The organism is Leucothrix pacifica (assembly GCF_003172875.1).
Lineage (GTDB): Bacteria > Pseudomonadota > Gammaproteobacteria > Thiotrichales > Thiotrichaceae > Leucothrix > Leucothrix pacifica.
The window spans coordinates 87,545-107,343 of the sequence record NZ_QGKM01000023.1 but is presented as its reverse complement, the minus strand read 5'-3'; the positions used below and the strand labels follow the sequence as shown (position 1 = coordinate 107,343).

Annotated in this window: 20 protein-coding genes; 8 read left to right on the top strand and 12 right to left on the bottom strand. The window is 46.3% G+C overall.

The window, feature by feature from the left end:
• Window positions 1-81: 81 nt before the first annotated feature.
• Entirely contained in the window at window positions 82-4,227 is a 4,146-nt protein-coding gene (locus DKW60_RS10110; protein ID WP_109837532.1) for a DEAD/DEAH box helicase, read from the bottom strand.
• Window positions 4,228-4,255: 28 nt separating this feature from the next.
• Window positions 4,256-4,735, bottom strand: a complete 480-nt coding sequence (gene smpB, locus DKW60_RS10105) for an SsrA-binding protein SmpB (protein ID WP_109837531.1) — start codon at window positions 4,733-4,735, stop codon at window positions 4,256-4,258.
• 88 nt (window positions 4,736-4,823) lie between these two features.
• On the opposite strand from smpB, the gene DKW60_RS10100 reads away from it, so the two are divergent.
• Genes DKW60_RS10100 through holA form a run of 3 tightly spaced genes read left to right on the top strand, consistent with a single transcriptional unit; the run spans window position 4,824 to window position 6,630 of the window.
• Complete coding sequence (locus DKW60_RS10100) at window positions 4,824-5,261, top strand: type II toxin-antitoxin system RatA family toxin (RefSeq protein ID WP_109837530.1); 438 nt, start codon at window positions 4,824-4,826, stop codon at window positions 5,259-5,261.
• Window positions 5,248-5,589, top strand: coding sequence for an RnfH family protein (locus tag DKW60_RS10095; RefSeq protein WP_109837529.1), 342 nt, complete (start codon window positions 5,248-5,250; stop codon window positions 5,587-5,589). Before DKW60_RS10100 ends, DKW60_RS10095 begins: the two co-directional genes overlap by 14 nt.
• On the top strand, window positions 5,590-6,630 hold the full coding sequence (holA, locus tag DKW60_RS10090; protein ID WP_109837528.1) for a DNA polymerase III subunit delta: 1,041 nt from the start codon (window positions 5,590-5,592) through the stop codon (window positions 6,628-6,630). It abuts the gene before it with no gap.
• Window positions 6,631-6,752: 122 nt separating this feature from the next.
• On the opposite strand, the gene DKW60_RS10085 is transcribed toward holA, so the two are convergent.
• The 3 genes from DKW60_RS10085 to mnmA all read right to left on the bottom strand — a co-directional run bounded on the left by DKW60_RS10085 (window position 6,753) and on the right by mnmA (window position 9,445).
• A complete protein-coding gene (locus DKW60_RS10085; protein ID WP_109837527.1) occupies window positions 6,753-7,373 on the bottom strand; it encodes a DUF2799 domain-containing protein in 621 nt (206 codons plus the stop codon).
• Between the two features lie 255 nt (window positions 7,374-7,628).
• Window positions 7,629-8,270 carry a high frequency lysogenization protein HflD gene (hflD, locus tag DKW60_RS10080; protein WP_109837526.1) on the bottom strand — a complete coding sequence of 214 codons (642 nt, stop codon included), beginning with the start codon at window positions 8,268-8,270 and terminating at the stop codon, window positions 7,629-7,631.
• A 41-nt stretch (window positions 8,271-8,311) separates the two neighbouring features.
• Complete coding sequence (mnmA, locus tag DKW60_RS10075; RefSeq protein WP_109837525.1) at window positions 8,312-9,445, bottom strand: tRNA 2-thiouridine(34) synthase MnmA; 1,134 nt, start codon at window positions 9,443-9,445, stop codon at window positions 8,312-8,314.
• Between the two features lie 139 nt (window positions 9,446-9,584).
• Between mnmA and mnmH the strand changes: the two genes are divergently transcribed.
• Window positions 9,585-10,697 (top strand): tRNA 2-selenouridine(34) synthase MnmH, encoded by a 1,113-nt coding sequence (mnmH, locus tag DKW60_RS10070; protein ID WP_109837524.1) that lies wholly within the window; start codon window positions 9,585-9,587, stop codon window positions 10,695-10,697.
• A gap of 15 nt (window positions 10,698-10,712) precedes the next feature.
• The gene (locus DKW60_RS10065; RefSeq protein ID WP_109837523.1) at window positions 10,713-11,153 is read left to right on the top strand and encodes a protein YgfX; all 441 of its coding nucleotides are present in this window, start codon (window positions 10,713-10,715) and stop codon (window positions 11,151-11,153) included.
• Window positions 11,154-11,156: 3 nt separating this feature from the next.
• Here the strand turns inward: DKW60_RS10065 and creD are convergent, their stop codons facing one another.
• The 3 genes from creD to DKW60_RS10050 all read right to left on the bottom strand — a co-directional run bounded on the left by creD (window position 11,157) and on the right by DKW60_RS10050 (window position 13,871).
• Window positions 11,157-12,794 (bottom strand): cell envelope integrity protein CreD, encoded by a 1,638-nt coding sequence (creD, locus tag DKW60_RS10060; protein WP_109837522.1) that lies wholly within the window; start codon window positions 12,792-12,794, stop codon window positions 11,157-11,159.
• Window positions 12,795-12,978: 184 nt separating this feature from the next.
• Window positions 12,979-13,326 carry a Grx4 family monothiol glutaredoxin gene (grxD, locus tag DKW60_RS10055; protein ID WP_109837521.1) on the bottom strand — a complete coding sequence of 116 codons (348 nt, stop codon included), beginning with the start codon at window positions 13,324-13,326 and terminating at the stop codon, window positions 12,979-12,981.
• Window positions 13,327-13,373: 47 nt separating this feature from the next.
• Entirely contained in the window at window positions 13,374-13,871 is a 498-nt protein-coding gene (locus DKW60_RS10050) for a disulfide bond formation protein B (protein WP_109837520.1), read from the bottom strand.
• 346 nt (window positions 13,872-14,217) lie between these two features.
• On the opposite strand from DKW60_RS10050, the gene DKW60_RS10045 reads away from it, so the two are divergent.
• Together DKW60_RS10045 and DKW60_RS10040 are read left to right on the top strand one after the other, a co-directional pair.
• Entirely contained in the window at window positions 14,218-14,673 is a 456-nt protein-coding gene (locus DKW60_RS10045) for a methyltransferase family protein (protein WP_109837519.1), read from the top strand.
• Window positions 14,670-14,957, top strand: coding sequence for a hypothetical protein (locus DKW60_RS10040; protein ID WP_109837518.1), 288 nt, complete (start codon window positions 14,670-14,672; stop codon window positions 14,955-14,957). Before DKW60_RS10045 ends, DKW60_RS10040 begins: the two co-directional genes overlap by 4 nt.
• Window positions 14,958-14,967: 10 nt before the next feature.
• On the opposite strand, the gene argB is transcribed toward DKW60_RS10040, so the two are convergent.
• From argB to coaBC, 4 genes are all read right to left on the bottom strand, one after another.
• Window positions 14,968-15,858, bottom strand: coding sequence for an acetylglutamate kinase (gene argB, locus DKW60_RS10035; protein ID WP_109837517.1), 891 nt, complete (start codon window positions 15,856-15,858; stop codon window positions 14,968-14,970).
• Window positions 15,859-15,901: 43 nt separating this feature from the next.
• Window positions 15,902-17,293 (bottom strand): phosphomannomutase/phosphoglucomutase, encoded by a 1,392-nt coding sequence (locus DKW60_RS10030; protein ID WP_109837516.1) that lies wholly within the window; start codon window positions 17,291-17,293, stop codon window positions 15,902-15,904.
• Window positions 17,294-17,370: 77 nt separating this feature from the next.
• Window positions 17,371-17,829: a dUTP diphosphatase gene (gene dut / locus DKW60_RS10025; RefSeq protein ID WP_109837515.1), complete on the bottom strand. Its 459-nt coding sequence runs from the start codon at window positions 17,827-17,829 to the stop codon at window positions 17,371-17,373.
• The gene (gene coaBC / locus DKW60_RS10020) at window positions 17,826-19,061 is read right to left on the bottom strand and encodes a bifunctional phosphopantothenoylcysteine decarboxylase/phosphopantothenate--cysteine ligase CoaBC (protein WP_109837514.1); all 1,236 of its coding nucleotides are present in this window, start codon (window positions 19,059-19,061) and stop codon (window positions 17,826-17,828) included. The genes dut and coaBC overlap by 4 nt, the downstream gene beginning before the upstream one ends.
• Before the next feature lie 36 nt (window positions 19,062-19,097).
• Here coaBC and radC point away from each other — a divergent pair, with 36 nt between their 5' ends.
• The gene (radC, locus tag DKW60_RS10015) at window positions 19,098-19,769 is read left to right on the top strand and encodes a RadC family protein (RefSeq protein ID WP_109837513.1); all 672 of its coding nucleotides are present in this window, start codon (window positions 19,098-19,100) and stop codon (window positions 19,767-19,769) included.
• Window positions 19,770-19,799: the final 30 nt, after the last annotated feature.

The following is a 19,799-nucleotide window of genomic DNA, read 5'->3' as shown; positions in this document are numbered from 1 at the left end:
TGGAGCACCATGAGCGCTGTAGCTTCAACCAGCAAGTAATTTGCCACATGCTGGTTAAAAGCCAAGACATGATATTAATTCTTAGATATCCCGAATCAGCGCCAACATTTCCTTAGCATTCAAGCTACCGCTGATGTCACTACCATCCAATAGACTATCGGCTAAATCACGTTTCTGCTGGTGTAACTTAATGATTTTCTGCTCGATAGTGTTCTCAGCGACTAAACGATAAATTGTCACAGGACGGGTCTGGCCTATACGATGCGCACGGTCAGAAGCCTGGTCTTCTACCGCAGGGTTCCACCATGGGTCCATATGTACTACATAGTCAGCTTCTGTCAGATTGAGTCCGGAACCACCAGCCTTCAGGCTGATCAGGAAGACATCACCTTCACCGGCCTGAAATGCATCCACACGTTCTTTACGCTGGGCCATGCTGGTACTGCCATCAAGATATTGATAACTGATGCCAGCGTGATCCAAATGCTCACGGATCAAGCTCAGGTGCTTTACGAATTGGCTAAACACCAATGCCTTGTGATTGTTCTCTAACAACTCATCCAGCAATGTCGCGAACTGCTCAAGCTTACTACTCGGCAGGGTTGTTTCCGGCATGACCAAGCGAGGATTACAACTGGCCATACGAAGGCGTGTAATCGCCGCCAATACCTTCAAATGATCGCCGCCACCTTCTTTCTCACCCGGCTCAAGCCCTTCGATCGCTTGCAGACGAACCGCTTCATACAAGGCACGTTCGCCTTCGCTGAGTGGAACTTCAAGTGTGATTTCAGTCCGCGGCGGTAGCTCATTCAATACCTGTGACTTAGTCCGTCGTAGCATGAATGGCTGAATCAACGATTTCAGTGCCTCACGTGCGCCACTGTTTTTATCGCGCTCAATCGGCAGCATAAAGCGCTTCATAAACTGATCCTGAGTATGTAACAAACCCGGATTAAGGAAGCGGAACAAACTCCACAGCTCACCCAAGTGATTTTCAATAGGCGTACCGGTGGTTACCAAGCGGAAATCAGATTTGAGTTGGTGTGCTGTACGGGTACGCTTGGCACCCACATTCTTAATCGCCTGCGCCTCATCCAAGACGATCGTAGTCCACTGTTTACTGATGAATTGCTCAGCATCTTGTTGTAGCAAGCCATAACTACTGATAACAAGATCTTGCGGGCCTGCATTTTCAAGTATGCCGCTACGGTCTTTACCGCGATAGAAAATCGGGTTTAGGCTGGGAGCAAATTTTTCAGTCTCCGACATCCAGTTATTACACACTGAAGTAGGAGCTACCACCAAACTTGGCCCTTGTTCAGTACGATTGAGTATTAGTGCTAAGGTTTGAATGGTTTTACCCAAACCCATGTCATCAGCCAAACATGCGCCGACGCCCCATTCAGCGAGACGACATAACCACTGATAACCTTGCTCCTGATAGTCGCGAAGTTCTGTATCCAGCGTGTCTGGAATGGCTGGTGTAAAATCTTTTAGTGATTCCAACTTGGCCAGATGCGCGATCCAGGCATCATCAACGATGCGCTCACCGATGTCTTCAGTTAACTCATCAAGCGCCAAAGCTGCCAAACTACTAATGCGGATCTGGCCATCATGCGTTTCTGACAAGCTATGCAGTGCGTTCAGTTTCTTTTGCAGTTGCTTAGTTAGTGCAACATACTCGCCATCACCTAGCTCAATAAATCGTCCATTGCTGGCTTTAGATAAGTCGAGAATCTGCTGCAGCGTTAGCACGAGATCATCGTTAATTACCAAGCTGCCATCCAGCTGAAACCAGTCATCTGACTTGTTGATGTTAAGTCGCATGCTGCTGCCATCAATACGTGACTCAACGCGCAGCGCTTCCCCTTCAGGCCATGCAATCACAACTTCATCGCCCAACTCGCGCAGTTGCTCTAATAGCTCTAAACAGTCCTGAGGATCATCAATCAGATATTCATCGTCATAGTCTTCTTCATCATGAGTCAGTACTAAGCTGCCCTCAGTGATTGAAGCCTGACGTTCCGTTTCAAGTGCCAGATCACGTTCTGTTTGGTATTTTTCACCGTAGTGTTCAGTAACGAGCTTTTTGCGGCCTTGTCCCGGTGGATATAGCGGACCAAAGTTACCGAATGGTTTTACCCGTAAGGTCGCTCTCAGGCCTTCTCCATATGGCAGAAGGTTTGCGTGTATGCGTGAGTCTGCTTCAACCGGTTCGGCATCCACCACACCTTCCAAATCAGACTGAATGCTGATCATCGGTGCCAGAGAACTAAGCGTTTCACGCAGCTGTGCCTCGGCTTCCCGGGGAATCAATAGTCCTTGTGACAGGATATCGTGCAAGCGCATGACTTGCTCATTCTTGCGGTAGATGCACAGACGAGTCGGGGTTTCTTTTTGTAATACATACTGATCATGAGCCTTGCTGGTAAATACAGGCGGGTAAAAACTGATACGCAGCTTGTCGCCTTCCTCATTAACCAATAATTCGAATTCGCTTTGTACGACTTCAAGCGGAGTAAATCGTGATTGATCCCAGTATAGAGCAGGGTGGTTTACCAATACTGGCCACGCAGTATTCATATCGATATAACTGGTTGCCGCGCCGGTGTGTGCATCAAAGTCAGGGCGATGCTGTATCAGATTGCACAGTTCGATATCTTTATCGCTGAGGTGGCTGAGTTCGGTGTACTCCAGCTTTAGGCGACTCAACGAAAGCGTGCGTCCTTTTGACCAACCACCGGTTGCTTTACGCTTTTGTATCTTTGGTGACAGGCTGTAGTTGTCATGAGAATCTTTATCCAGCAGCCAAATCAACCGTTCTTCGCTATGACGAACCGATTGAATCTGATGATCCGCCAGCATATTTAGAGCATCTAACGCGCGTTCCCACTTTGCTTTGGGCTGAACTAAATCAAACAAGGTTGATGTACCGAGTTGTTCATGCACTTGTTTTGCCATCGCAGCATAGTCATCACGTGCTTCCGGAGGACCAAGTAGTGCTAATGCCTGTGCGTATTCAGCCGCTAACCAATGGTAGTTCGCATCCACTGATAGCGCGTGACGCTTCTGCAGGTCTTTGAGTGACCCTTCGTCAATTGTCTGTCCTAACCAGTGGCTCAGCAAGCAAAGCAATAACAGATCCAGTTGTCCTTGCTCCTGCTCTTCATTAGGTGCTTTCATGCTAAATACGCCACTGCCCAGCGAGTCGAGATATTGCTGCAGTAAGATATGGACTGAGGAATGTTGCTGTTTGACTAATAAGGTGCGCGCCAGCTGCAGTTGAGCGTACTCTTCACTGTTTGTCATCGCCAACAGTGGCAAAACAGTTAGCTCATGATCAAGGTTTACGATCGCTTCGATGTCATCCACGGTCAGAGAGGAAACAGCCGCATTACTTCCTTCGTGTACCAGTTGCTGAATGCTGTTGAAAAGCTTACGGGCAGGGCTGATGTCCGGGCCACGGTAATCAGTGTTTAAAGCACTCAGTTGCCCCGTGAGCAGGCAATATAGCGTGCGGGTTTCCAGAATTTGATCATCAACACTATCAGTCGGGTTCTCAGATTTGTTCTTTTGGAGTAACTCCCACAATGGTTGCAAGTCCTGCAATTTCTGCATGCCAGAGTGGGCAAGATCCTTAAACGCATCGCCAAGAATTTCAGGCGATAATGCCCCCATAATTTGGGGATCGGGCGGTGTGCCAAAGATTGGTTCGTAGAACCCCTTGGCATCCAGTGGCGTCTCGGTTTGAGAGAATTGTTGGTAAACACTGAGCAGTGTCTGACGTAGTTTACTGCGGTCACCCCGATACAGATGAATACGCGCATATGAGATGCCGTGCTCCAAGTCTTGCCAGGTCACCATGCCATCAACCTGACGAGGCTCAAAAGCTTCCAGAATCTGTTTGGAATATTCTTCGAATACGCCTGCATTGATAGCGTCCAGTGTTATCTGCTCACGCAGCTGTGCACAGCAGGCAAAGCGATTGATACCACTGGTAATCCAACCCTTGTCCATCAAACCTTGCAGAACAGGTTTGAGGCTATGCAAATTAAAGCTTTCATCACCCGCAGGGTTTTTGATATCAACCTTGCGCGCACAAATTGCCAGCGGGGTTGCCGCTGTCGGTGCGTATATAACTGACAGTAGGTGCAATAACGACTGCTCAAGCTTGGGCAATTGTTGAAACGCAGACAAGTCTAGTTCTTCGGCAGTATGATCAGTCATATATAGTGTGTTATCTGGGGTTAATACTTTAGGTGTTTTTCAGCATGCGCTGTTTGTCGCGATTCCAATCTTTCTCTTTAGCGGTAGCGCGTTTGTCATGCAGCTGTTTACCTTTACCTAAGCCAATTTCGAGTTTCACCCGATTATTTTTCCAATATAAAGCTAGTGGGACAATGGTATAGCCCTTGCGTTCGACCGCTGCCCCCAGGCGAATCAGTTCTTCAACGTGCAGTAATAACTTACGTGCGCGAAGTGGGTTCGCTGTAATATGGGTGGATACGGTACTGAGTGGTGAAATGTGTGCGTTGTTGAGCCAGGCCTCGCCATTCTTCATAAAGACATAGCTTTCTTTAAGCTGCACCTTGCCTTCGCGGAGACTCTTAACCTCCCAACCTTCCATCACAAGGCCAGCTTCATAAGTGTCTTCAATGAAGTATTCATGACGTGCAACTTTGTTCAACGCGATTGTTAAACCACCATGCCCTTTTTTCTTTTGCTTCTTAGCCATCCGTGTATTATACCCTTAGCTTGGTGTTATTCGATACCGCAATTCGTTGATAATTTTCAGCAGTACATTATTCAGGAAAAGTTTTTATATGCCCAGCATTAACCGCAGTGCATTGGTTGCTTACAGTGCAGAGCAAATGTTCCAACTGGTCGATGATATATCTGCTTACCCTCAGTTTCTACCCTGGTGTGGCGGTGCAGAGGAACATAAACGTGATGAGTCGCATGTTCAGGCGTCTGTCACGATACAAAAAGGCGCTATAAATAAGGTATTTACCACGCAAAATACCTTACACAAACCGAATTTAATTGAATTAACTTTATTGGATGGCCCGTTTAAAAAACTACAGGGTTTCTGGCGATTTGATGCACTTTCTGAGAATGCCTGCAAAGTCACCTTTGATTTAGAGTTTGAATTTTCTAATCGTATCGTCGGTATGGCGATTGGTCCGGTGTTTAATCAGGTTGCCAATACCTTCGTGGATTCCTTCGTAGAACGTGCAAAGGTGGTCTATGGAAACGCTTGATAACAACACCACTACATCAGTCACACCTGAGATCGGGGTAGAATTAGTTTACGCCCTTCCGGAGCACCAAACCTTGCTCAGCTTTATGGTGCCACAAGGGACAACGGTGGAGCAGGCCATCAGCCTGTCGGGCATTCAGGAACATTACCCGGAATTAGATTTGAGTACCCTAAAAACAGGTTTGTTTGGCAAAGTGGCACCGCGAACGCAGGTGCTGCGGGAAAAAGACCGTATTGAATTGTATCGGCCATTGCTGGCTGATCCTAAAGAGGTGCGCAAGCAACGTGCTGAGGCCGGTAAAAAAATGAAAAAGGGCGGCGCAAGTTAAATGAATGTTCAGGCAGACCAGTTGATGCGCTTGCTAGGGTCAGATAAACCTCTGAGCCCGGTATATCTGTTAAGTGGCGATGAACCATTACAAATGATGGAAGCTGCGGACGCAATCAGGCGAATTGCCCGAAAGCAGGGCTATACCGAGCGCGAAATTTTACGCGTCGAAACTGGTTTTGAATGGTCATCACTGGGTCAGTCCGCTGATGAAATGTCGTTATTTAGTCAGCGTAAAGTGCTGGATCTGAGATTAGAAAAACAATCCCCTGGTGCAAAAGGCAGCAAAGCCTTAGTCGAATACGTCAAACGTCTTCCTGAAGATAAAATTCTCTTGATTACTTGTCAGCGCATGGATGGTCGGCAAAAAAACAGTGCCTGGGTTAAAGCGTTGTCCAATGCGGGTGTGATGGTGCAGTTCTGGGACTTATCACTGGCTCAAACCTTAGGTTGGGTGGCTAAACGATTACGTCAAAATGGCATGCAGCCCACACAAGAAGCAGTTCGTTTACTGACTGAACGTGTAGAAGGTAATCTGCTGGCTGCTGCTCAGGAAATCGACAAACTTAAATTGCTATTTGGTGAATCTGAAATCAGCGAAGAGCAAGTCTTAGCATCAGTGAGTGATAGTGCACGCTTCAGTGTGTTTGATTTGTCTACCGCGATTACCTCAGCAGATAGCCGACGCGTGCAGCATATTCTTTATCATTTACGTCAGGAAGGCACTGCGACGCCATTAGTGTTGTGGGTAGTGAATGACTTAGTCACGCAGTTATCCGAAGCCAGTCATGTATTGAGAAATGGCGGTGGTGAACAACAGGCGATGAGTAAAATTCCCAAGCCACGGCAAAAATTGTTGCAGCCCGCGCTTCGCCGTTTGCAAAGCGCTGACTGGATTCGAATTACTGAAAAAGCGGTCGAGGTTGATCGCTTAATCAAAGGCTTAAGTCAGGTTGACAACAAAGGTGACGGCAGAGTGTGGGTTGCTTTGTTGGACTTAAGTTTGCTACTGGCGGGGTCTGATGAGTTGAGTGCGGCATAAGTTTACGCACCCAACTCATTTGAGCCGTCGATTAAGCTGTTGCTGGTGAAATACAGGCTATCTTCAACACTGATTCAATAGCGCATGAGTATCTTAATCACGGAGCCACACGATTAGCCTGATTAAATCTGGCGTGACCATAGCGAGTACCAGGCACGTAAATCATTTTGCGTTGAACGTTTCGATGTGAGGTTGTCCTCGATATTCTCGATGCTATCTTTTAGCTTTTTAATCTCTTTGTGACTCTTTTTGTCTTTGCGGTTTTCTTTTCCTAGCGTTGACAACTTTCTGTCTTTTTTGCGCCTCTCGTGCCGTAAGTCCTCTATCTCATTTTGAAGATGATTTATTGATAAAGTTAGCCCTGAAACATAACCAATTAAGAAGTCACTTTTCAAATGGGCAGGGCAGATATTGTAGTACTTGTTGTTATCCGAGCCGTATCGCATGCCGCTGCTTTGTGTGCAAAACTGTTGTAAGCCGCGATTATAACCGTTGTCATAGGCTATTTGATCATGACCTATTTTGTAACGTGAGCACGCTTTAATGTGGCTGTTGAGTTGAATATCACTCCTCAAGCCTGCAACCGCATCGTTAAAACCAATCCCAGCCCAATTACCTTCACGGCAATCATTTTTGTTGAGCGTTGCACAGCCGTTTATTAAAAATATGATGGCGAGAAGCAAGGCTAAGCTTAAGATGGATTTATGAGTTGAAGCGGAGTTAATTCGTGTGGGGGATAACATCAGTGACCTCTCTTCTATTTATAGTCTGAAGAAGTCATGATAGAAATTAGCTTATCTTAAGTCTGTTGGGAAATTGTAGGAGTTATGTAATCTTTGTTACCAGACATCCCTCAACGACTTACTAACCACTTTAATGTTTTGCCGTGAAATGAGTTGTAAAGAGAACGTTTGTGACTAGAACGATGAATTTTGCAGTTGCGAAGTCTGATGCCTCGTTAGCACCAGACTTTAAGATCGATTCAGAGGTGAAATAGCTTATATACGCTTCAGTAAATTATCTGCTTCGCGCTGCATTTTGCCACGCTCAAATAACAGCTTCCAACGACTACCACCAGCCTGATTCCACAACAACGCTGCACGAATACCTGCCAGTAACAGAGTACGCATCTTGGCTGCATTCTCGGTATTCGTCAGATAATTCTGGTCGCCTTTGATCATAATGCGAGGACCGAGTGTACTGATGGTATTGGTATATAGGTCTGCCAATCGCGCGATCATGTTTGTGTGGGTAGGGTCAGGGTAGAATTCCAGTTGCTTTTGCGCTTCAGCAATTCCATCCATAAGCTTTCTAAACACTTCCGGATTGCGGGATAGCTTCTTTTCCAATGCCAGAACATTGATTGAGTACTGTGTTGCATCAAGCTGTTTGCCGCGACCATTTGGGTCAGTTTGGCCACTACCCAGCTGGTACATCATCGATGATAAACCTGGTTTCAACTGATCTAAACCGCCGTAAAGCGCTTCAGCGCTAATTGCATCATCAATCAAGATACTGTTAATGCAGGATTTCAACAGGTCTTCGTCACACGTACCGTTATTGGCAAGTTGAATGACGCCATCGATGCATTGAAAAAGGGCCGCTAGGGCGATAGTCCGGTTTCGAGTTGAATGTTCCAATGTTAGTCAGTGCCTGATTAAACGTTAAAAAGAGTGCAATACTAGCCGCATTGCTTTTGCATGCTGTCGATGATACCGCCACCAAGGCAGACATCATCCTGATAAAATACCACAGATTGTCCGGGTGCGATGGCGCGTTGCTCCTCATCGAAACAAACCGACCACTGCTCATCATCAATGCGGCTAACGACACACGCTTGCTCGTGCTGACGATAACGAATCTTAGCTTTCGCGCGAAAACTATCTGCAGGAGGTTTACCGGCGACCCAATGTAATTGTGAGGTCACAAGTTGTTTATTCAAGAGCAGCGAATGAAGATGACCTTGTCCGGCAATCAGTTGATTCTTCTCTAAATCTTTGTCAACAACAAACCACGGATCATCATTTGAGTTCTTCAGACCACCGATGCCTAAGCCTTGCCGCTGACCGAGTGTGTAATACATCAGACCCTGATGAGTACCAATGACATCCCCATCCGGAGTGATTATTTCACCCGGTTGTGCTGGTAAGAAACGCTGTAGGAAGTCGCGAAATTTACGCTCGCCAATAAAGCAAATACCAGTACTGTCTTTCTTTTTAGCCGTGACTAATCCCGCTTTTTCGGCATATTCACGAACTTTACTTTTCTCGAGTTCACCGACTGGAAACAGGGTACGTGATAGCTGTTCTTGCCCTAATGTATAGAGGAAGTAGCTTTGATCTTTATTGTCATCAAGTCCTTTCAGCAGTTGCACATCGTCATCACGACGACCCACGCGAGCGTAGTGACCTGTCGCAATATAGTCCGCACCTAAGTCGACGGCAAACTCCAGAAATGCTTTGAACTTGATTTCTTTGTTACAGATGATGTCTGGATTTGGGGTGCGGCCGGCTTTATATTCTTCCAGAAAATACTCAAACACATGATCCCAGTATTCAGTTGAGAAATTGACTGTTCGCAGTGGAATACCGATTTTATCGCAAACCGCCTGTGCATCTGCCAGATCAACCGTTGCAGTACAATACTCTTCCGTATCGTCCTCCTCCCAGTTTTTCATAAACAGACCTTCAACCTGATAGCCTTGCTCAAGCAGCAGCAGGGCAGTTACAGAAGAGTCTACTCCGCCAGACATTCCGACAATAACGCGGGTGTCAGCAGGGCTTTTAGCTGTTGTATTTGGGGATAGTTCGTTCATGCGCGAAGTCTACCGCAACCATTTGCAAAATACATCAATCCGTCAATGGCATGATGTATAATGCGATCTTTTTTGCTTCATGTGAGTCTACATGGGTGATCTTAAACTATCTGATGACTGTCACAGAGCGATATAAAACATGCCAAATACCCTGACTGAAACCGATTTTGCACGTTTGTTTCTCGATGAGATCCCGATGATTGACTTACGTGCGCCAGTAGAATTTACGCAAGGCAGTTTTTTTAATGCGCACAGTCTGCCGCTGATGAGCGATGAAGAACGTGCTGCCGTTGGTACATGCTACAAGGAGCAGGGTCAGGATGCTGCAATCGTATTGGGGCACAAACTGGTCAGTGGTGAGATAAAAACTGCTCGTTTGAAAGCTTGGTGTGAATTTGTGCAGACTCACCCTAACGGCGTGCTTTACTGTTTTCGTGGTGGCTTACGTTCGCGTACCACTCAGCAATGGATTATCGACGATTGTGGCGTTGATTACCCTCGGGTAGAAGGTGGATACAAGGCACTGCGACGCTTCCTGATTGATAGCACTGAACGTATCGTCGAGAAGATGAATATCATTGTGCTTAGTGGGCGCAGTGGTACGGGTAAAACACGCTTACTCAAAAAACTAGAAAACAGTATCGATTTAGAAGGCATCGCGAATCATCGCGGCTCTGCATTTGGTAATACTACGACACCTCAGCCCACTCAGATCAATTTCGAAAACAACGTCGCGGTGGCTTTGCTCAAAGCTGAAGCAGCAGGTTTCACCACTATCGTGATTGAAGATGAAAGCCGAAATGTCGGTTCGCTGCATGTCCCGCCCGTCATGCATGAGAAGATGTCACAGTCACCGGTGGTGAATCTGGTGGTATCGGATCAGGATAGAATTGATATCACGGTGCAGGAATATGCCTGCGATATTCATCAGGACTACTGCGATCAGTTTGGTGATGCTGAGGGCTTAGGCAAGCTTGAAGAACATTTACTCGGAAGTCTGGCAAAACTACAAAAACGTCTGGGTGGTGAGCGCTATGCCCGTATGCAGAAATCAATGAAAAGCGCAGTGGCGCAACTATCGGATAATCAGGGCTATGCCGCTTTTGCGAATGTGTTTGGTGAGTTGCTACTGGATTATTACGATCCGATGTACGATTATCAAATGTCAAAGAAAAGCGAACGCATTGTGTTTAACGGCTCGCGTGAAGAAGTTCTGCATCATTTACAAACTGTTGTTGATTACAAAAGCTAGCTCACACGCTTCACCATGATTTTAGAATCACCGTTTACTGCACCATTGCGTTTGGATATCAAAGGCAGTTTAGGTGTTGTCTTATTAATTGTGATGCCGTTGTTATTAATTGCAGCAACAGTGGTTTTCTTTACACCATTAGCTTGGTTCTGGCTCTGCTTACCGGTTTGTATGCTCGGTTTGGTCGCTGCTTATTATCTTAAGTTGCACTATTGGCAATCGTTAGCCAAGTCAGTCCTGGAAATCAATCAAGATGCTGAGAAGCAGTGGGCTGTGTTAGCTGGTGAGAAGTGGCACCTAGTCGACTTGCTACCAACTAGCTTTGTCAGTCCGTTGTTGATAGTGCTGAACTTCAAAGGACCTACGGGGAGTTTTGTTGTGATACTCCCCGCAGACAGCTTGGATGCGAATACCCATCGCCGACTGCGGGTAAGAGTGCGTATGGCTTTCGCCTAGTGGTTAACCGAGAGAGTCTGGAGTGTCCAGTCTGTTTTCCTTGGGTGAATGATCACTGCTGTTCGCGTCACTATCGATGCTTTGGGTATCAACTTCAGGAGTTACAGGGTTCTCAGAGGCGTCTTTATCGTTACCAATGTGGCGGGTGAAATACATCACGACAGCGAGAATTAATAATAATAGTCCTGTTCCCACCAGTAAGGCGTAATCTTCCAGCTTTAGCAATGAGTACAGAATGAAGTACAAACCACTGAGTAATACAAACACCAGTCCGGCTCTGGATAAACTACGTACGGCAGAGTAGGCATAGAGACTAATCATAATGCTGATCAGAGCTGCTGCGGCAATATATGCGCGCATAAAATCAATATGCTCTGCCAGTGAAAGCAAGCTCAGGTAGAACATTGTTAGTGCTAAACCAATCACGCCGTATTGCACGATATGCAAGCGCTTCTGAATACCAAGCTCAAAAATCACAAAGGTAATATAGGTCAGTGCAATAAACAGAATGCCGTATTTAATCGTGCGGGTAATTTGTGAGTATAGTGAGATTGGCTCGAATAAATTCACACCGGCACTAAACTCATGCACATTAAATTGCTGAGTCTCAACAATCCACATCTGAGGAAAGTTTCTGGCTAAATGCGGAATCGACCAATGTGCCTCAAAGCCATTGTCAGTAATGCTTCGTTCTGTCGGTAAAACGCTGCCCTGAAAGCTCGGATGTGGCCAATCAGACGTGATTTTTACATCGGTCGTCTTGGCAAAAGGCTCAAAGTAGAATCCACTGCTGCCGTTTATATTAAGATCCAGTGAGTACTCAAAGCGTGATTGAGTCTTGTCTATGCTGAGAGGGGCATGAAAGCCCTGTTGAATCAGCGAAGTGACACGGGTGCCCGGTTCAAAATCCAGACGTTGATCCGACCAGCGCAGGGCTGACACTTTGTTGATTGCTCTGGTGTCGGACACTCCCAGCGCAACCCAGGCCTTCTCCCAGTGAATCTCATCAATATAGTTGGATAAAGATTCGATATCCGGTCGTTTAAAATGACCTTTGAGTGATAAGTCTGCACTGTAAACCAGTGACTTGTAGATACCACGCGTACGCTCATGACCTTTCAGATCACTGTTAATGTCCAGACTCTCAGGCAGCACGATAGCGGTGCGTTGTTTGTAGCTGGTTTTATTGACTTTGCGCTCGTTACCATCTTTATCCGTCAGTGTGTTTTCAGTAACGAATTTCTCGGTATAGGGGATGAGTAGTGTAGGGCCGGATAATCGTTGTTGCTTACCCCAGGTGCTAGCGATACTGTTTAAAACAGAGTTGTAAAGCTGGCCGCGTTCGCGCACCACACTCTCAACCATATTGAGAGGGATGTTCATCAGCAGACTGAGGATTGCAACTAAAACAAACCGGGTAATCAGAGACTGACTGATGCCTTTTAGCTTTGGTAGCTGAAATCCTTGACTCGGGCTGGTTTCAGTTGCTTGCCAATCACCCGATGCTTCCGTTTTGGCCGGAGTAGCCGTTTGGGGTGAAATCAGTCCCATTTTGCGGGCGAAAAAAAGTAACACCATGACACTGCCGACGCCGATTGCGGCTAACACGACCAGTGCAAATATTGAGAAAATTATTTCCATGAGGCTCTCCTGTGAATGAATAGGAGTAGTTTATGGATCAGATGTTGTAGAGTGATGAGGAGAATTTGCAGATTTTGTGCAACTTAGCAGTAGTGCGCTGCTTGCAGTAAATTATTTTCAGGCAAGAAAAAGCCCCGTAAAAAACGAGGCTTTAGAGACTCACGAACCAATCAAGCCAGGCGTATTATGCGCTTTGCTCGTTAATTTCTAAGCCTGCAGCTGTACGCGCTTCTTTAATCATCTTTGGTAGCTCACCACTTTCAAACATTTCCAAAGTGATGTCGCAGCCGCCAATTAGTTCGCCAGCAACATAAACCTGCGGGAATGTTGGCCAGTCAGCAAAACGTGGAAGATTCTGAAAGATTTCAGGATCTTGGATCACATCAACATAAGCAAACTCTTCACCACACGCCATTAAGGCCTGAGCGGTACGGCTAGAAAAACCGCACTGAGGCAGCTTTGGAGAGCCTTTCATAAAGATGATTACCGGGTTCTCGTCTACTGCACTTTTAATTCTATCCATGACATCCATGGTATTTTCCTCTTAAGTCAAACCGAATGGGGCAATTGTATCACTAGTTAGCGGCCTTTGATGAGTACTTTGAGTCCGTAAAGCGCAAATACGACAAATGTAATCAGAACCCACTCCGGCATACTCAAACCAAACAGTGACCATTCAACTTCAGCACACTCGCCAGAGCCTGCAAATACTTTGTTGAACACTGAGGTGATTGGTAAATTATCCAACCAGTATGAGAGGCCAGGTCCGCACTCAGGGACTTTTTCCGGTGGTAAGTGCTGCAACCAAGAGTGACGACCGGAGATGGCTGCGCCACAAAGTGCAGCAAGAATGACTAACTGTCCGTAGGCACGACGGCCGAAGCTGGTCGCCGGGTTATGCAGTGCGCCCAACAGAAAGACCAAACCGAGTGCCATCACAGCGACTCGTTGAAAAATACACAGCGGGCAAGGCTCAAGGCCTAAGTAATGCTGGCTGAATAAGGCAAATCCAAGCATCAACAGACACAGAATAAAGCCGATGAAAAAGGGTAAGCGTATAGAAGGTTGGGCGTTCATAGATTAAACTTGAGTTATGGGTTAGAGGATATGGAACTGTAGATTTTACAAACGAAGTCTAAACCATTGCTACGCCATGGTCAGCCCATGAAATATTTAATATTGTTCATTTATCGTGAAGCTGACCGACGGTGTTTTTATTGTAGCCGTCAAAACTGTCACAATCTAATGACGAAAATACACATAACGAGCATTCCACGATCTGCTTGCTGACACCAGGTGAGCCGATTTTACAATGTAAATATTTGTAATGATGATTGGCTAGCTAGCGTTTAGCTGCCAGTATGTCACGTGAACAAATGTTTATAAGCGTGGTCTGACCATATAGAACGAGTATAGGGCTGACATGTTAAAACTTAAGATACCACCACCAGTGTACGCATTGTCTGTTGCTGCCATCATGTGGTTGCTACATCACTATTTTCCGGTTTATCAATGGCTTGTTGAGCCTTGGAATAAGTTGGGATTTGTACTTATTGGCGTGGGCTTATGTATTGACTTGTTAGCTGTTGCTTTGTTTTGGAAGGCAAAAACTACCGTCAACCCCTTACGACCGGATAATTCGCAAAGTATTGTAGAGACTGGTTTGTACAAGTACACACGAAATCCGATGTATTTAGGGATGTTATTAGTGCTTGCCGGCATCTCGATTTGGTTTGGCAGCGTATCAGTAGTAGTGGGATTACCGTTGTTTGTTGTATTGGTGACAACTCAGCAGATTATCCCGGAAGAACAAACGTTGACTAAGAAATTTGGACAATCGTACTTAGACTATAAACACCGCGTTAGGAGATGGCTATGAAGAAGATTATGTTATATCTGGCATTCTTAATTGCTGTGCCGGGTATTGTTTATGCTGGTGCTAACTACATGCTCAATGCAAAGCATGTATACGTCGTGAATGCTCACGAGACCGACAGGATCTCAAATCCACAGTTTTATAATTACCGTCTTGTCTGGAATGACGATATCGGTAAATTTGAGTTAAGAGATGGCCAATGGCATTTGCCGCCATCTGCTGATGAGGTGATTCCACTTCAGCAAATGCCAGAATCAACAAACGACGTTGTTGAACAGGCCATTTAAGCTTATGGTTTTACTGGCGAATTAGGGTACCAATGCCCTGATCTGTCAGTAATTCAAGCAGTACGGCGTGCTCGACACGGCCGTCAATAATACACGCCGACTGAGTGCCTGCACTCGCTGCATCCAGTGCACAGCTGACCTTCGGCAACATACCACCCTGAATCGTCCCGTCATCAATCAGCGCACTGATATCTTGTGTGTTCAAACCCGTCAGTAATTCACCCTGTTTATTTAAAACGCCTGGCGTGTTTGTCAGTAGCAGTAAGCGCTCAGCTTTAAGTGATGCGGCGATCTGGCCAGCCACAATGTCTGCATTGATGTTGTAGGATGTGCCATCTTCACCCATGCCCACAGGAGCAATGACCGGAATAAATGACTCGTTTTCCAATACGTTTATGATGGAAGTGTTGATGCTAACGATCTCTCCGACATGGCCCAAGTCGATAATCTCAGATGGCTGATCAGCGATTGCTTTGCGTTCCAGATTCAGCTTTTTAGCTTTGATAAGGTTGCCATCTTTACCGGTTAAACCAATCGCACGCCCACCGGCCTGACTGATCATGCCAACAATCTGTTTGTTGACCAGACCACCCAATACCATCTGTACCACATCCATAGTCTCGGTATCGGTGACTCGCATGCCATCAATGAAATGGCTTTCTTTGCCCAATTGCTTTAGCAGGTTAGCTATCTGTGGGCCGCCACCATGCACTATGACCGGGTTAATCCCTACTTGTTTTAGTAGAACGATGTCTTTCGCAAAGCCTTGCTCCAGTTTCGGGTCGGTCATCGCATTGCCACCATATTTGATAACAATCGTTTTGCCAGAATAACGTTGGATGTAAGGAAGCGCTTCGGTCAGTATATTTCCGATGTCGTTATGGGTGTGCGTGTCGGTCATAATGGTCGTTTTGAATCATTTAAAAACGACCATTATGGAACAATCAGAAGGGCAAATCAGCTTTTATTCCGGCTTGTTTCAATAAATGACGGAATGGCCGTTTGATGGCTTCCAGGCGTTGTGCGGTGGCAGCTTCGAAGCGAAATGTTAAATCAGCACTCGTATTGGACGCGCGCATCAGTCCCCAGCCATCAGAGTAATCAACCCGCATACCATCAATAAAACAGGGTTTAGCATCTTCAAAGTCAGCGTCACGAATGAGTGTGCCAAGTAAGGTTTGTGCTGCGGCTGCATTGGCAAGACTTAGCCGATACTCTGGTGTACTGTGGTTTTCCGGGAGTCCGGAAAATACCTCAGTACAACTTTTCTCATTCTCAGAGAGTGTTTCTAACAAACGGGCGGCTGCATATAAGCCATCGTCAAAGTTCGACCAACGGTCTCTTAAGATAATATGACCACTGAATTCGCCACCAAGAGGAGAATCAAGTTCACGTACCTGTTTCTTCAGGTGTGAATGACCTGTTGGACATAATGAGATCTGCCCACCAGCATCTTGTACGGCTTTACTGAGTAGGTAGCTGCACTTTACATCACACACCACAACAGCTTTAGGTTGTTGCTGAAGGATTTGTTGTGCCAGCAGAATCATAATCCGGTCAGGCCAGAGTATTTTACCATTGCCATCGACGGCAATGACCCGGTCGCCGTCGCCATCAAAGGCAATACCAAGATCCAGCTTTTCACGAATCACTAATTCTTGCAGAGCGATTAAATTTTTTGGCTCTGTCGGATCAGGTGAATGGTTAGGGAAGTGCCCGTCGAGTTCACAAAACAGTGGTGTTACGTCACAACCCAATTGTTTAAATAAGGTCTCAGCCAGTAATGAGGTCACACCATTGCCACAATCAATTGCAATCTTCATTGACTTTTTCAGAGTTACATTGCCCACCACGGCTGCAGTGTAATCCTCCAGAATGGTGTCAAACTGAGAGAGTTCACCGACTTGCTCTGCAACACCAAATTGTTGTTCGTGGATGGAACTGTAGATGTCTTGAATTTCTTCCTTGGATAATGGTGCGTTATTAATCACCATTTTAATACCGTTGTAATGACCGGGGTTATGACTCGCGGTGACGATAACGGCATCAACCACTTGTAAGTGGCTTATTGCAAAGTAAGCGACAGGTGTTGGGGTGAGTCCCAGATCAATGACATCACAGCCAGACGCTAACAGGCCTGACTGTAGATGTTTTTTTATTTCCGGACTACTTAAACGACCGTCCCGCCCTAGTAGTATTGTTGTGCGACCACTTGCGAGCACACGGTGACCTATCACCAGACCGATAGCGTAGGCGTCTGGTGGAAAAAACTCTTCGTTTACTTTGCCACGAATATCATAGGCACGAAAAATCTCTGCTTGAATAGGTCTTGTCATCTTGTTACTCCCACGGGGGTCAGGGCTTTTTTATCTTAGGTTTATTTTTGTAATTTGTTTTAGTAATGCGGTTGAGCTTATTGTTTGCCTGAGTGACCAAAACCGCCACTTCCGCGTTCGCTGCCATCAAAAGAGTCCACAGCATTTAATGAGACCTGTAATACTGGCACAAATACCAGCTGTGCGATCCTGTCACCTGATTCAACGGTATAAGCTTTCTGACTACGGTTCCAGCAAGAGATAAATAATTGGCCCTGATAGTCAGAGTCAATCAGGCCTACTAAGTTGCCCAACACCAAGCCGTGTTTATGACCTAGGCCAGAGCGAGGCAAAATGGTCGCTGCAATGCCGGGATCTGCAATATGTATTGCTAATCCTGTCGGGATTAACTCGGTTTGGCCCGGCTCGATGGTTAAATCCGCATCAATACAGGCTCGCAAGTCCATACCTGCAGAGCCATCAGTAGCATAAGTCGGTAGAGGAATCGAGTCACCAATCCGCGGATCAAGTATTTTGTAGTCAATTGTAGGCGTCATAAAGCGTGTGGTTTTTCCTTGTGATAGGTCTGGCAAATAATGTCCAGTATGTCGAATGCGAGTTGTTTTTTGTTCATCTCTGGTAGGGTGATGTGTTCACCATCTGCCGTTAAAATATCAACTTGATTGCTGTCTTTATCAAAGCCTTTATTAATGCCGACCTGATTGGCAACAATCATATTCAGTTGTTTGCGTTTGAGCTTTCCAGTGGCGTATTCAATGACGTCATTGGTTTCTGCGGCAAAGCCCACGGTGAACAGATCAGGATTGGCAATGCTCGTCGTTGCCAGGATGTCCGGATTTTGCTCTAGCTCCAAGTGTAGTCCAGAACCCTGCTTTTTCATCTTTTTTGTCGCAACTTCTTTTAAGCGATAATCAGCAACAGCCGCTGCCGCGATAAATATATCGCAGTTTTCCACTTCTGAAGTAACCGCAGACAACATCTGCTCAGCCGTTTCAATATCCACCCGTTTGATATGGTCTGATACCGAGAGTTGTGTCGGGCCAGAGACAAGCACCACTTCAGCGCCCATTGCCGCGGCAGCTTCTGCGATTGCATAGCCCATTTTACCGGAGCTTCGGTTAGTCAGATAGCGCACAGGGTCGAGTGGCTCACGGGTTGGGCCAGCAGTAATTAATACTCTCTTACCCGCTAGTTGTTGCTCCACGTCACTCGTATTTATCGTTTGGTTGAGTGTGCCAACCACCGCATCCACAATCTCTTGTGGCTCCAGCATTCGCCCATAACCTACATCTCCGCAAGCTTGCTCACCGGCCGCAGGTCCATGAATGTGATGGTATTTAGCTAACTCTGCAACATTATCTTGCGTCGCAGGATGGGCCCACATCTGCTGATTCATCGCCGGTGCAATGTGCACAGGTGCATTGCTGGCCAAAACTAAAGTGGTCAGTAAATCATCCGCCATGCCTGCACGCATCCTGGCCATTAAATCGGCAGTCGCTGGTGCAATCACTAATAAATCAGCCCAGCGAGCCAGTTCGATATGACCCATACCAGCCTCAGCATCGGGGTCTAGCAGCGTTGAATGGACAGGGTTTCCCGACAATGCCTGCAAAGTCAGCGGAGTAATAAATTCTTGTGCACCGTTAGTCATACAGACCCTGACATTGGCATCCGCTTTTTTAAACAGACGGATGAGTTCGGCGGATTTATAAGCAGCAATGCCACCACTTATCCCTACAAGTATGTTTTTAGAAGATAGTTTGTTCATAATTAAATGATAACAAAAAATATTCAGGATAACTCTATGGCAATTACAGACTGGGCAGTTGAAGACAGACCACGCGAAAAACTATTGGCACGAGGTCCCGAGTTTTTGAGTGATGCCGAGTTGTTAGCAATTTTCCTCAGAACCGGTATTAAGGGCAAAAGTGCGGTTGATTTAGCACGGGATATTCTGTGTGATGCCGGTGGCTTACGTGAGCTACTAAGCGCCGACGAGTCGCGATTTTGTCAAAGTAAAGGTCTTGGGCAGGCAAAGTTCGTACAACTTAAAGCCGTTGTTGAAATGAGCCGTCGTTATCTGGAAGAGCATATAAAGCGGGGCGATGCACTGACTGATGTGAATGCAGTTCGCAGTTATCTGTGTCATCGACTCAGGGGGTATCCCTATGAGGTGTTCGCCTGTTTATTTTTGGACAACAAGCATCGGGTGATTGAGTATGAAGAAATGTTCCGGGGAACCATTGATAGCGCTAGTGTCCACCCCCGAGAGGTGATACGTCGCGCAATCCATCATAATGCCGCTGCTACCATCTTTGCGCATAACCATCCCTCGGGTGTTGCAGAGCCCAGTCAGGCTGATCACCGCATTACTGATCGTTTAAAAGATGCATTGGGTATGGTGGATGTGAGGGTGTTGGACCACTTTATTATTGGTGATGAAGTGGTGTCTTTCGCTGAGCGTGGTTATATATAAAAACCAAAAGGCCGCAAGCGTTAACTTGCG